This is a genomic window from Microlunatus speluncae, from assembly GCF_009299835.1.
GTDB classification, from domain to species: domain Bacteria; phylum Actinomycetota; class Actinomycetes; order Propionibacteriales; family Propionibacteriaceae; genus Microlunatus; species Microlunatus speluncae.
The window spans coordinates 798,640-810,392 of the sequence record NZ_VKCZ01000020.1 but is presented as its reverse complement, the minus strand read 5'-3'; the positions used below and the strand labels follow the sequence as shown (position 1 = coordinate 810,392).

At 64.1% G+C, this 11,753-nt stretch carries 14 protein-coding genes and 1 tRNA gene; 5 read left to right on the top strand and 10 right to left on the bottom strand.

Features of this window, described 5'->3' with window-relative positions:
- Window positions 1-68 precede the first annotated feature (68 nt).
- The 5 genes from FNH24_RS29270 to FNH24_RS29240 all read right to left on the bottom strand — a co-directional run bounded on the left by FNH24_RS29270 (window position 69) and on the right by FNH24_RS29240 (window position 3,968).
- A complete protein-coding gene (locus FNH24_RS29270) occupies window positions 69-710 on the bottom strand; it encodes a PadR family transcriptional regulator (RefSeq protein WP_152365729.1) in 642 nt (213 codons plus the stop codon).
- A gap of 221 nt (window positions 711-931) precedes the next feature.
- Complete coding sequence (locus FNH24_RS32060) at window positions 932-2,107, bottom strand: MerR family transcriptional regulator (RefSeq protein WP_246187139.1); 1,176 nt, start codon at window positions 2,105-2,107, stop codon at window positions 932-934.
- Between the two features lie 343 nt (window positions 2,108-2,450).
- Window positions 2,451-2,774, bottom strand: coding sequence for a thioredoxin family protein (locus FNH24_RS29250; protein WP_246187117.1), 324 nt, complete (start codon window positions 2,772-2,774; stop codon window positions 2,451-2,453).
- A complete protein-coding gene (locus FNH24_RS29245; RefSeq protein ID WP_152365727.1) occupies window positions 2,771-3,172 on the bottom strand; it encodes a MerR family transcriptional regulator in 402 nt (133 codons plus the stop codon). Before FNH24_RS29245 ends, FNH24_RS29250 begins: the two co-directional genes overlap by 4 nt.
- A gap of 175 nt (window positions 3,173-3,347) precedes the next feature.
- Complete coding sequence (locus FNH24_RS29240; protein ID WP_152365726.1) at window positions 3,348-3,968, bottom strand: hypothetical protein; 621 nt, start codon at window positions 3,966-3,968, stop codon at window positions 3,348-3,350.
- Between the two features lie 414 nt (window positions 3,969-4,382).
- On the opposite strand from FNH24_RS29240, the gene FNH24_RS29235 reads away from it, so the two are divergent.
- Together FNH24_RS29235 and FNH24_RS31645 are read left to right on the top strand one after the other, a co-directional pair.
- Window positions 4,383-5,306, top strand: a complete 924-nt coding sequence (locus FNH24_RS29235; RefSeq protein WP_152365725.1) for a PD-(D/E)XK nuclease domain-containing protein — start codon at window positions 4,383-4,385, stop codon at window positions 5,304-5,306.
- 192 nt (window positions 5,307-5,498) lie between these two features.
- Window positions 5,499-5,648 carry a hypothetical protein gene (locus FNH24_RS31645; RefSeq protein ID WP_161606375.1) on the top strand — a complete coding sequence of 50 codons (150 nt, stop codon included), beginning with the start codon at window positions 5,499-5,501 and terminating at the stop codon, window positions 5,646-5,648.
- Between the two features lie 80 nt (window positions 5,649-5,728).
- On the opposite strand, the gene FNH24_RS29230 is transcribed toward FNH24_RS31645, so the two are convergent.
- A complete protein-coding gene (locus FNH24_RS29230; protein WP_161606374.1) occupies window positions 5,729-6,178 on the bottom strand; it encodes a MarR family winged helix-turn-helix transcriptional regulator in 450 nt (149 codons plus the stop codon).
- 165 nt (window positions 6,179-6,343) lie between these two features.
- Here FNH24_RS29230 and FNH24_RS29225 point away from each other — a divergent pair, with 165 nt between their 5' ends.
- Together FNH24_RS29225 and FNH24_RS29220 are read left to right on the top strand one after the other, a co-directional pair.
- Window positions 6,344-7,207, top strand: a complete 864-nt coding sequence (locus tag FNH24_RS29225; protein WP_161606373.1) for a GntR family transcriptional regulator — start codon at window positions 6,344-6,346, stop codon at window positions 7,205-7,207.
- Window positions 7,208-7,248: 41 nt separating this feature from the next.
- Window positions 7,249-7,572 (top strand): hypothetical protein, encoded by a 324-nt coding sequence (locus FNH24_RS29220; protein WP_152365722.1) that lies wholly within the window; start codon window positions 7,249-7,251, stop codon window positions 7,570-7,572.
- Window positions 7,573-7,582: 10 nt separating this feature from the next.
- Here the strand turns inward: FNH24_RS29220 and FNH24_RS29215 are convergent, their stop codons facing one another.
- The 3 genes from FNH24_RS29215 to FNH24_RS29205 all read right to left on the bottom strand — a co-directional run bounded on the left by FNH24_RS29215 (window position 7,583) and on the right by FNH24_RS29205 (window position 10,416).
- Window positions 7,583-8,623: an SDR family NAD(P)-dependent oxidoreductase gene (locus tag FNH24_RS29215; RefSeq protein WP_217428594.1), complete on the bottom strand. Its 1,041-nt coding sequence runs from the start codon at window positions 8,621-8,623 to the stop codon at window positions 7,583-7,585.
- A 106-nt stretch (window positions 8,624-8,729) separates the two neighbouring features.
- On the bottom strand, window positions 8,730-9,371 hold the full coding sequence (locus FNH24_RS29210) for a hypothetical protein (RefSeq protein WP_152365721.1): 642 nt from the start codon (window positions 9,369-9,371) through the stop codon (window positions 8,730-8,732).
- 70 nt (window positions 9,372-9,441) lie between these two features.
- Complete coding sequence (locus FNH24_RS29205) at window positions 9,442-10,416, bottom strand: HEAT repeat domain-containing protein (RefSeq protein ID WP_152365720.1); 975 nt, start codon at window positions 10,414-10,416, stop codon at window positions 9,442-9,444.
- Between the two features lie 307 nt (window positions 10,417-10,723).
- On the opposite strand from FNH24_RS29205, the gene FNH24_RS29200 reads away from it, so the two are divergent.
- A complete protein-coding gene (locus FNH24_RS29200; RefSeq protein ID WP_152365719.1) occupies window positions 10,724-11,221 on the top strand; it encodes a GNAT family N-acetyltransferase in 498 nt (165 codons plus the stop codon).
- A gap of 365 nt (window positions 11,222-11,586) precedes the next feature.
- Here FNH24_RS29200 and FNH24_RS29195 read toward each other — a convergent pair.
- Window positions 11,587-11,659 (bottom strand) — tRNA-Lys (locus FNH24_RS29195).
- Window positions 11,660-11,753 lie beyond the last annotated feature (94 nt).

The window sequence follows — 11,753 nt, the reverse complement described above, 5'->3', positions numbered from 1 at the left end:
GGTTGAGGCTAGTCAAGTTTGATTACTTGGCCAGAGTAAACGAGGAGGAAACATCTAGTCAAGTTTGATTAGGAGTGTGTTTTGAGGTGGTCGGGGACCGTTCGCCACGAACCCGGATCATCGGCCATGGTGTAGGCGCCCTCAGACAGTCGTTTGCTCAGGCTCTTCGCCCACTCCAGTTCGGTGCGTGCGTGTCCGGCCCACAGTTCGGCCTGATCGCGGACGTGCTCGGGGGTGTCCCGATTGGGGTGCTCCCGCCACTTGGCCTGCACTTCGAGCTCCGCTTCCAGGCGCGCGACCCGCTCGTCAATGTGCGCGACGGCATCTGACCTGGTCAGCATGGGCAACATGGCGATGGACGCGTTGAGCATGTCCGGGTCGTGGGTGCGCCGCAGACCGTCGCGGACCAGTTCGACCATCTCGTCACGTCCTCGAGTTGTCGCGCGGTACAGAACGCGCTCCGGCCCAGAGTTGCCCGGCTCGGCATGTTCGGTGAGGAGGCCATCAGCCGCCGCCTTCTTCAGCGCGTGATAAATCGAGCCGGGCTTGATCTTGGCCCAACTCTCCGCACCCCAGCTCTGCAGTTCGGACCGCACCTGGTAGCCATGCGCGCCGCCGGCGAGGTGCACGATACCGAGCACCAGGAGCTTCGTCGCCGACACGCGCCCACCTCCGCTCAACCCTCTCGTCTCGATCGCGAGCTTTCCCATGGGTTCGATTCCTTCTCTCGGTGTTGCGAACGGATTGGCTCGAGTTAGTCAAGTTTGATTAGAAGCGTAGCTTGAGGTGATCGGTGACCGTTCGCCACGAACCCGGATCATCGGCCATGTCCCGATTGGGGTGCTCCCGCCACTTGGCCTGCACTACGAGCTCCGCTTGCGCGCCCGTCAGGTGGTTTCAACTCCCACCAACACGAGGTACAGCACCCCACTCAGTCGTCATGGAGTTCGGCGGCGGTTCGGGCGCCGCGGCTGTGCAGCCAGCTGATGAGATCGGGGGCGTTGCTGGTGGCCGCGGTGTCCAGTGGGGTGAGGGAATCCCAGGCGGGCAGCCAGTTCAGATTGGCGCCGTGGTCGAGGAGGTAGCGGGCGGTGTCGAGCTGGCCACCGTGGCAGGCGGCCCAGAATGCGTGGCTGATCTGCTCGGTGGTTGGTTCCTCGGTGGCGAGGCGGTCTCTCAGCCGGTCGATCAGGCCGAGGGCGGCTGCGGAGAACAGGTCCGTCTCCGCGCCCCGTTCGACCAGTCGGCGTGCGGCTTTCCATTGTCTGAATCCGGTTGCGTCTTTGAGTGGAGGGCCGCCGCCAAGGACCGATCCTGGTGCGTCGATGTCCGCGCCGGCGTCGAGCAGTGCGTCCAGGACCGCGACGTCGTCGCTGCTCGCGGCCCAGTGCAGTGGTGTTTCCTCGTGGCCGCCGTGGAACCGGGCGTTCACGTCGGCGCCAGCTGCGGCCAGGAGCGCCACCGTGGCGGCGCCGTTGGGGAAGTGTCCGGGCCAGTCGGTGACGATGTGCAGCAGTGTGCGTGACATCCCGCCTGGACTGTCGTCGCCGAGGCGAACCGTCGCCAGGTCCGGGTTGTCGGCCAGGAGCTGTTGCAGTGTGGCTTGATCGCCGGTGTGGATCGCCTTGACGACGGCGACCGCGAGCGGGTCGTCGGTGCTGATCGTCGACATGTGGAGTCCTTCCGGCTGTTCGGTCCGCGCTGACCGGGCTTGAGGGCCGGCCAGGACGAAGGCGGGACTTTGGAGGTAGGCCAGCGGGCTTGCGCAGCCGCCGGCAACCGCCGCTTGCAGTGTGGTCCGGATAGCGGTCAGGTCGGTGATCTTCTGATCGATCTCGGTGATCTTGGTGCCTGCCCGGGACAGCAGCTCGGCATCAGCCTGGTCGGGGCGGCGGGTCAGGGACCGGATCAGGTCCGCGATCTCGGCCAGGGTGAACCCGAGTCGTTGGACCGCCTTGATCAGCCGCACCCGGTCGACCGCCGACTCCGGGTAGCACCGGTGACCTCCGGAGCTTCGAGCCGGTTCGTCCAGCAGACCGCGCCGTTCGTAGTAGCGCAACGTCTCCAGATTCACGCCGGCCGCGGCCGCGACCTGCCCAGCCCGCATCCCGGCACCGCCGCCGCTTCCGTCTTCGCCGTTCGAACCGGACGTCATTCGGTGAGCGTAGACCCGTACCTAGGTCCGGAATGCAACCGCGGATCCAGCCGTGCAGCTCGAGAACTCTCCCGGGTCGACAATGTTGATCATGACCGGACTCCGCGACCGGCGGGTCTCGTTCATTCGTCGCCATTGGTCCAGCCCAGGTGGGTCGACCGAGATCACCCGATCGGGGTTGAGTTCGATGCGGATGGGTTGGCCGGTGCCAGCACAGACGGACTCGACGACGCCGGGCCGGCCGAGGATGGCGGCGAACTCGAACGTGTCGCCGTTTGAGCGGTGCTGAGAGTGGTCATGGGTCAGCCTTTCGAGTCCGGTTGAGGCCGGCCGCGGTGATCGCAGCCCCAAGTTGATCAACAGTCGGGACCGGCACCAGCCGGCCGGCCTCGTCTCGGTATAGCCGGCACGACACACCACATTGACACGCTTCCGGACCGGCGAACGGATCGGTGCCGTTGATCAACAACGTCGGCGAACCGGCCATCCCCAGCGCGGCCGCTTCGGCATCAGTCTCGACCTGTCGAGTCACCACGGGCAGGTCGGTGACCTCGGCGAGGCGGGCCAGCAGCGGCGGCAGATTCGGGCACTCGTCGACATGCAGCACCTCCAGCCTCATCGCCCCACCTCCTGATCGATCGCCGCCAGCAGAGCGCACCGCCGGTCAGCTCGCGGTAGGTCACACGTCGCAGCCAACTCGGCCAATGAATCGTGCATCCGTTGCAGATCGCGGATCCGGGCCGCGAGATCACTGCGGCGGTGCTCGGCCAACGCCCGGGCCACCTCGCAGCTATCCGGTCCGCCGGCGTCGAGGTGCAGTAGCTCCTCGACCTCATCGAGGGTGAAGCCGAGTTCCTGGGCCCGTTTGATGAACCGCAGCAACCCGACCGTCCCGAGCGGATAGTCCCGATAGCCGCCCGGCGTCCGCGGCGGCTCCTCCAGCAGCCCGCGCCGCTCGTAATAGCGCAACGTCTCCGAGTTCACACCCACCCGGCCGGCCAACTCACTGGTTCGCATACTCCAATCGTCAACCCTGGACCCAACTACGGAGTCAAGGCCGACAGCGGAGCGCTGCTCGGCGAGCGGGTCAGCGAACTCGAGTTGATCATGGTCGATACCTCTACTAGCGAACCCAACCCTCGACCGAAGGCGTGCGCGCGACGGGAGGAGGCCGATCTTGCCGACGTCCTGCTCAGTAGCCGGACCAGGTGGGCATCGCTGGCGATGTGCCGATGAGAACGCTGCTGACGTCTGGGATCGCCTCAGCTGCGATCGCCATGATCGTTAGCCGTGCATGGCCTTCCAGGACGACGGGCCGATCGGCCGGAGTTGCACGCACGGCGATGATTGGTGGCCAGTCAGGCCAGCTGACCTTGACCTGATCTGCCGCGTCGAGGAAATGAGCGGTCGTCATGTGGCCAAAGACCTTGTCGCCGCGGCGCACGAACTGTGCAGCGGCCGGCGGCAGCCGTGTCCCGCCGCTGATCTCATCCCAGTAGCTATACCGGATATAGCGGATCGCGAGCACCTCCCCGGGATCGAGTTCAGCCCACTCCCACTGAACTTCATCGGACTGCGGGAACCCCGCGAAGAGATCCTCATCCCGACCAAAGCCGCGAAAGCGAGCCAGGACGTCGCGTCTGGCCGCGTTGTCTGCGCCAGAGGCCAGGTCGGGCCGAGTCACCAACTCTGAAGGTTGGTCCATCTCATGGATGACCTCACGGAGAGCCGATCCGAACCTGCTCGACTCCCATTCAGTGAGCAGGAAAAGCGCGATCATCTCCGCCTCATTGGCGGTCTTGATCATCCTCATCGAGCCATCCTGTCCGACTGACGCCGTCGCCGCCTCATCCATGCGGGCCGGTTCTGCTGGCCGAGCCGTCGCCTACGGTCGGTCCACACACATAATGTGCCTGACATGACAGGAGGCGATCCGAGTGACGCAGCCAAGGCCGGCACGCCCACGGGACGCTGTCCACGATTAGGGCGTCGCCCTTGACCGAGCCGGCCAGGACGGAACGGAAGCGGTCAGCTTTGAAGGCAGGCACGGCCGAGTCTGACACTGTGGAAATCAAGGCCGGGCTGCGCTCAGCCAGTCGGCGCGTATCCTCGCCCTGCTGCGGGCCGCGCCGCAGACGGTCTAGTCTGTGACTCTGTCGGCCGATGACGCAACCTGGCCAGCAGTGCGAACCTAAGATTGGTCGGAACCGTGAGTCGATTCGGGTCTTTGATCGAGACTGTCACCATCAACGCCTTTGGCCACACGTTCCACGACTTGATACCCGAGATGGCCGAGCAACTTCGCACACTCGAGGCAGAAGGCGCCATCTATGCCGAGTTTGCAGATCCCGAGTCCGATCGCGGCGGCCGAGCCACGTTTACCCGTTATCGAGTCGTCTTCACTCCGGCCGAAATTTTCGAGTACGTTGAAGCGTCCCTAGCTGAGCAGGAGTTCATCGCTGCCTTAGGAAAGACAGGAGATTTCACCGCTTCCGTTTTAGCGATTCGTAGTGATAAATATAGAAAACGGATAACCGAGTACGGGAACTACGGCAAGTCGCGGACGCGCCATGGCGACGAATGGGATATTCGAGGATGTACGGCTAGCTTTCTAGGAGAGGATCTGGAGGCTCTTGTCTGCGGCCTCCGACGAGATCGATACGTCCCGATGCCCGGGCTTGGTCCTCAGTCAAATCAAGACGAGCTCGTCCTGAACGCACTTAAATCGGTTGCGGTTTCTGCCCGGCGGCTTCGATCGCGATCCCATGGTCGGACGGCCTTCGTTGTCGAGAATGAATACGATGTTCAAGACCTTGTTGAGACAGTGTTGAGATCTATATACGTCGACGTCGTTCGAGAAGAATGGACGCCAAAACGTGCCGGAAATGCAAAGCGAATCGACCTAGTTGTGCCGAGCGTTGGTGTGGTTGTCGAATGCAAGTACGCTCATCAGGCTAACGCGAAATACATTGCGGACGAGTTGAAGGTAGATTTCGAGTCTTATCACGACTATGCCGAGTGCCGAAGACTATTCGCTGTGGTTTATGACCCTGAGCATCGTATTGATGACCCAGAATTGTTTTCGCGGGACCTGAGTGGCTTGCGACGCAAGCAGGACCATGAGTTCTTCGTGACTGTGGTCGTCATCTAGCCGTCCGGCAGGTACGGGAATGTATTGGGCACACCCGGATCGGACCTGGTGAGAGTGAAGGACGGCTCCGGCAGTTGGTACGGTTGTCGCCCCAGTTACGGACCGAGCGACCATCGTTCTCGCGTTGTTGAGGCCGATGGTGAGGGTCTGCTCTCAGGCTGGCGATGTCGGCCAGGCCTTGACCACCACTGGATGACCGTCGAGGCGGGCGAGCGACGTGCCGCCGGCCCCATGGTCGAACCTGCGGACAAGCTCGATGGGACGGTCCTGGCCAAGCAGATCGACTACTACGGCGGCGTTGCCCATGGGGTCAGCCAACCTCATTTCCACCGCTCGACATAGGGACGAGATGGCACAGGCCGATCAGTTGTGGAGCCGTGTTCATCCTTTGAACGCTGCCAAGCTTGGGCCGGAGTCTCCTGTCAGGCGCTACTGGTGCAGTCCTCTCCGGATGCGAGTGAGGCCCGGATCTTGTCGAGCGACTCCGCAAGCTGAGTGAGCGCATCTGGAGACAACCCGCGTGCCAGGTCTTCGTCGAGGCCGGTTGCGGCAAGTGTCGCCTCGCGTAGCAGGGACTCTCCGGTGGCGGTGATCACTAGGAACTGTCGGCGTCGGTCCTGGGTATCCCTTTCTCGCGCCACTGCGCCCATTCGTTCGAGGTCGTCGGCCAGCCTCACGACGAATCCGCCGGTGATGCCCAGATTCGCCGCGTGTTCGTTCTGCGGCGTGCGATCCGCAGCCCTGATCGCGGTCAGGAGTCGAACGTGCAGCGGGCGCAGTCCCATCTGCCGGAGCCGTGCGGCGTATTTGGCGCCCGTCTCCCGCCCGAGTCGGACGAGCCGATAGCTGAGGGTGTCCCGGTAGTCCGTCATGAGAATCCTAACGTGCATATGATTTACCTAGTCAATCATAGATTCAGTAAGGGATCTTGCAGTCCAAGCGAGACAACGCCGAAGACATCTGTGCAGCACCGGGTTGATTGCGCGAACAAGCAAGATACACTTTGGCCAGTTTGGCTAGTCAAATCAAGGAGCTCCGTGTCTTCGGTACTTGATCGCCTCATTGAATTCGACCCCGACGACCCGCGCACGCCGTCGCAGCAGATTGCGAACGCGCTGCGGGCTGCGATCTTGTCCGGTCGGTTGACGTCGGGTGAGCGACTGCCGACCCAGTTGCAGCTGGCCGAGCGGTACGGCGTGGCGCGAGAAACGGTCAAGGCGGCACTGCGGATCCTGGATCGCGAGGGTCTGATCGTCAGCCGCCAAGGCAGCGGATCATTCGTCCGGACCCGTCAGTCGGTGCCGACCGACATCCGCAGCTACTTGCGCACGGCCTTGGACCGTACGGATGTGTCGATCGATTACGCCGGGTGGCGCGGTGAAACCCTGAGTCACATGCTGCCCGGCGCGCTCGACGTGGTCCGGTCCGGGCAGGCCGCTGTGCGGGCTCTTCGGATCCGTCTGCTCCTCACCGATCCCGCCGTCGACGTCGCGCTGCCGCAACCTGTAGACCCATCCCAAGATGCGACGGGGTTACAGGAGAGCCTCGCGCCGCTGACCGAGCGTGCCGTTGCCAGGATCAAGTCCTCGGTCGAGGAACTGACCAGCACTGGTCTGATCCACGCCGCAACGGTCGCGGTCCGGGTTCATCGGATGGCGCCGGTCATGAAGATGTACACGCTGAACCGCGAACGGACCTTGATCGGCTTCTACCCGATCACCGAGCACTCCGTGACGCTGCACGGCCGGGACCTCACCCTGCACCACCCGTCAGGTTGGGACAGTGCCACCTTCGACCGGCAGGCGGACAAGGGCGACGACGGCTCACCGTCGTTCGCGCACCAAGCGCAGCAATGGTTCGAAACGGTTTGGTCGACGATCGCCGTCGACTACACGGCTTGATCAACTTTGACCACTCAGACGACCTGTCGAGGAGGCCCACAGTGACAGCACCAGATTCCACCCTGCGCGAGACCTTCGACCAGTCCGCAGACTTCTACCTCTCCGCGCGACCGAGCTTTCCGACCCAACTGTTCGACGACCTCATCGAACTATGCGGACTAGGCGACAATGCCACCCTGTTGGAGATCGGCGCAGGACCCGGAAACGCCACCTTGCCGATCGCGCAAAAGGGTCTCAAGATCACGGCGCTCGAACCCGGATCCGCCTCCGCGTGCCGCGCGCGACAGACTCTCAGTACCCACCCAGGGCTGGACGTGATAAACATCGACTTCGAAGACTCGTGCATCTTTCTTGCTGTTCCTTGAGCCTGGACTGTTAGACCGGTGATCGTCCATCGACGTCGGAATACCCGTAGTCCCGCGCCAGTTGGCGAGTGCTGAGGGTCTGGCCAGACTTGGCGAGGATCTCGTTGTCTGTCGCGAGCGCAACAACCCCTCGGCCGGTCAGCTCGGTTGATTCAGTTCCGTCAAGGATCGGCTCGGTGTACCAGTGCCCCGCGTCGCTGCCAACCTCGTCCATGATCGCCTCAGTGCGCATGAAGCCCGGCGAGAGCGCGACCATGGCCACTCGGTGCCCATTCCAGGCGAGGTCCTTGGCCATGTATAACGTCATTTGGTTGATGGCCAATTTCGCCGTTCGGTAGAAGAGCGCGCATCCCGCATGCCCTTCGGAAGCCGGCTTCTCCAAATCGGCGGGAGCTTCACCGACGAGTGCACCGATGTCGTGTGCCAGGTCGGCGAACATCAGTGTCGTATTGACCACCAGCCCGCGCCCTGCCGCAAGTAGTAGCGGAAGGCCCAAGCGAGTCGCCACCAGGTTGGACCGGACGCCCACCGTCCACATCCGATCGAACCGGAGCATCGGTTGCAACCAGAACGGCTCGTCCAACGTGCCGTCCGTAACGCTGTATCCGCCCCAGGCGTTGTTGACCAAGATGTCGAGTTTGCCCTGTTCGTGCTGCACCTTCGTGAACAGCACCTCGACCTCGGCGTCGACAGCGTGGTCAACCTCCACCGCGATACCGATCCCGCCGAGATCGGACACCATCCGGGCCGTCTCAGACAGAGTCACGTCCTCGCCGGCAGTCGTTGAGCTGCGGCCCGCCCTGCTGCGGCCTGTCACGTACACCGTCGCGCCGCACCTGCCGAGCACTCGAGCGACACCTCGGCCAGCACCTCGATTCGCCCCAGTCACCACGGCCACGAAACCACTGAGGTCGGGCGGTGACCAGCGATCCGCGTCACTGACTACATCTGGTGCCGCTGAAGCCGCCTGATCCACGTCGTCACCCATCCACATCGAGAACAGTGTCCGGCCGAAGATACGCACCAGCACCGACAACGACGGCGAATTCACCCCTCCGGCTGCCCCACTTCGCTGTGACGTGGTGCGGTGGAGCGCTGCAATCATGCCGGCCGTCGTTGGCCGGGTGTGCTGTCTGGACTGTCCGCAGGTCTGAGTCTCAGCCGTCCCGGCCGTCGAGTGTTTTGGTCGGCCAGGAGCCGACATCGCGAAGGAAGGGGAATCGGTCACCAAACTGGAAGCTCAAGGGCCCTAGATCACTGCCCCACAGGCGATCAAGAAGCGGAAAGTCCGACGGGCTGATGGCGAGCCGCGCCAGTGGCCGTACGGGCACGACACTCGTCAGCTCGCCGCTCTTCTTGAAGGTGTCCGGTGGCAGGACATAGATGGTGGAGTTGCAGAACGGCCGGTCTGCAAGGGCTATGCCGTTGATCGAGAGAATGAAGCAACGTTCGCGCTGGCCGTCGGGTCGCCGCTGCCAGGAGATCTCGTTCGACATGTTCGGGACGCGCGATTTGTCAATGATGCCGAAGTAGATCGCGAACAGTGCGTGATCTACCGCGAAGACGCCGGGCTGGCCGGCTACCCGCCCGCCGCCCCAGCTTCGGCTTCGGGGCTCTAGCAGATCGATGCCGGGGGTCTGGGACCCGTGTAGCAGCAGGCCGCGCCGCTCCACCAGATAGTGCAAGAACTGCCACTTCGGTACGGCAATGGAGTAGGTGAGGTCCCCGCCATTGGCGGTAGCCCACTGCCGGTCGCACAAGTCCGCAATCGCGTCGAGATCGACCTCCGGCAGCCTCATGTGGAATCCCCAGGGCCATTCGGCCGGGTCGGGGTCGACGCGTGGTGCCCTCGTTACCAGAGTCGCCACCTCATGATTCAGGCCCGGTTCGAGCCTGTCGTCTGGCGCCGCCCGACAGTGCAGGGCAAATGCGAACCGCGGCGTTCCGGCGGACGTCCGAATCGGGGTGTGCGAGCTGCTCTGTGACAGTGGCCAAGATTGCATCCGCGCGGGTCGTCACGGACGCGACAGGCACAGAACAGATCAGCCGATCTTCCCACTCGGGCCACAGGACGCTCCGTTCAGGCAGCCGCGGATACCGCGGGCTCAACTGGGCGACCGCACGGATGAGGCCAATACGCAGCCAGCGATTGGCCTCGCCCATCTCAGCCGCAAGGTGCTCGGCGACCGCGTCACCGTCTTCGACGATCCGGATCAGGGCGTGTGCGGCCGCAAGTCGCGTACGCAGAAGGGCCGAAGCATCCCGCAGGATCGCGACAACCGCCGGCCAGCTGTCGTGCGCGAGATGTCCAAGGCCAGCGAGCGCCCGCAACGCTGTCACCTGGCTGGCCTCAGAGCGCAGGGCCTGTGTCGCGGCCCCCAGAGCCCGAGCCCCGCCGACCGCGACCAAGGCTGTCAGAGCGTGAGGCGCATCAGATTGAGTAAGGGCGTCATACGCATCGACAGCAGCCGGTCCAAGTTCTCCGGCAAGACAGGCAGCATCATCCCGAGTGACCGGATCGGAATCCGAGAGCGCACCGACAATCGCGGCAATGACGCCGGACAGCTCTCCGGCACGCGTCAAGGTCCGGGCGGCCCCAAGGCGCGCTGGCCCCGGCTCCATGGCGATCGCGCGCACTCGATCCAGACCAAGATCACCAAGCAGCGCTAGCGCCTCCGGAACCTGGACCAGCCTGATCGCAGCCTCGGGATGGGCGAGTCCCTGCACCAACTCGGAGAGGCCGTCCGCGCAGCCGAGATAGGCGAGCCGCACCGCAGCGTTGAGCCGCGACTGCTGGTCATCCGATCCCAGCAGCCCCCGAAGCACCTCCCGGCTCCAGCCCATGAGACATCATGACTTCCACGGCCCGAATGGACTGAAGAATGGGCGAATCCTCCCGGGACGTCGGATTAGCACCCGCAGGACAACCCCTGGCACTCCTCCGCAGAGACCTGTGCAACTGCCGCACCCTATGAACGCAGCAGACCGACGCGTCGGAACCCTCTAACGGATTTCGCTGACGTTTGGGATTGGCGCAGGGGCGCAGGGTCTGTGCAGAAACGTCGAGGTGCACCGTCGTCGCCTCTCGCACTGGTATGGACGCGACGATAACCAGGAGCGCCGGGGTCGTCGTTCGGTTTAGCGTCGGACCGTGCTGATCCGACGTGAATGCCGCGAGGACGTGGCAGACATCCATGCGGTCACCGCCGCAGCCTTCTCCCGGCCCGGTGAGGCGACGCTGCTGGGGCGACTTCGCGAGGATCAGGGCTGGATCCCGGAGCTCTCGCTGGTCGCCGAGATCGACGGCGAGATCGTCGGTCATCTCGTAGCCACTCGCGGGGACCTCGCCGGGCGGCCCGCGCTCGGTCTTGGACCGGTGAGCGTCTCCCCCGAACGTCAGCGCCAGGGGATCGGCTCGGCGCTGATGCACGCGTTGCTCGGCGCCGCCGACGCTATGGGCGAGCCGGTCGTGGCGCTCCTCGGCTCACCGGCCTTCTACGGCCGCTTCGGGTTCGTGCCCGCCTCCTCGCTCGGGATCGAATCCCCAGACCCGGAGTGGGGCGACCACTTCCAGGCACGGCCGCTCGCGGCGTACGAACCGGGTCTTCGGGGCCCGTTCCACTTCGCCGCCCCGTTCGACCGACAGTGATCCTCCCGACGGCCGGCACTCTGCCCGACCACCCGCCTCTTGAGACTGGCCCCCTGCGAAGACATGGACTGCGCGAGGTGGTAGAGCATATTGCGGCACAGCACTGTGCCCAGAGTGTCGTCGCTAAACGCGTAATGCCGAGGGTCGGCCTGGACTACTGGACGTGCGCCCGCTTGGGCCAACCCCGTCGGGGAAGCGTCTACACCGATCCATCGAGACTCTGGCGGCAGCCAGGTCGCATACGCATCGGAACTAACATCGTTTCCGCTTGCGCCTTTGCCAGAGCCATTGACAGCGAGACACGGTGCACTCGATGAAGACAGCTCGCCCGGAGCTAGATACCTAGTCAGAATGGGTTCGAGGAGTGGGCCCCGTGGGACTCGAACCCACAACCCGCGGATTAAAAGTCCGCTGCTCTGCCAATTGAGCTAGAGGCCCGCTGCGCGTACGTACTGTACCCAGCGACGGGACGGAAGACCCAACCGATTGTCGGACCGCGGGCCGCTACGATCGCCTCCGACGTGCCGGCGAG

Coding starts and splice junctions, on each gene's coding strand:
- FNH24_RS29270 (WP_152365729.1), bottom strand. CDS start 710: ATGGGAAAGCTCGCGATCGAGACGAGAGGGTTGAGCGGAGGTGGGCGC.
- FNH24_RS32060 (WP_246187139.1), bottom strand. CDS start 2,107: ATGCGGGCTGGGCAGGTCGCGGCCGCGGCCGGCGTGAATCTGGAGACG.
- FNH24_RS29250 (WP_246187117.1), bottom strand. CDS start 2,774: ATGAGGCTGGAGGTGCTGCATGTCGACGAGTGCCCGAATCTGCCGCCG.
- FNH24_RS29245 (WP_152365727.1), bottom strand. CDS start 3,172: ATGCGAACCAGTGAGTTGGCCGGCCGGGTGGGTGTGAACTCGGAGACG.
- FNH24_RS29240 (WP_152365726.1), bottom strand. CDS start 3,968: ATGAGGATGATCAAGACCGCCAATGAGGCGGAGATGATCGCGCTTTTC.
- FNH24_RS31645 (WP_161606375.1), top strand. CDS start 5,499: ATGACCGTCGAGGCGGGCGAGCGACGTGCCGCCGGCCCCATGGTCGAA.
- FNH24_RS29230 (WP_161606374.1), bottom strand. CDS start 6,178: ATGACGGACTACCGGGACACCCTCAGCTATCGGCTCGTCCGACTCGGG.
- FNH24_RS29210 (WP_152365721.1), bottom strand. CDS start 9,371: ATGAGGCTGCCGGAGGTCGATCTCGACGCGATTGCGGACTTGTGCGAC.
- FNH24_RS29205 (WP_152365720.1), bottom strand. CDS start 10,416: ATGGGCTGGAGCCGGGAGGTGCTTCGGGGGCTGCTGGGATCGGATGAC.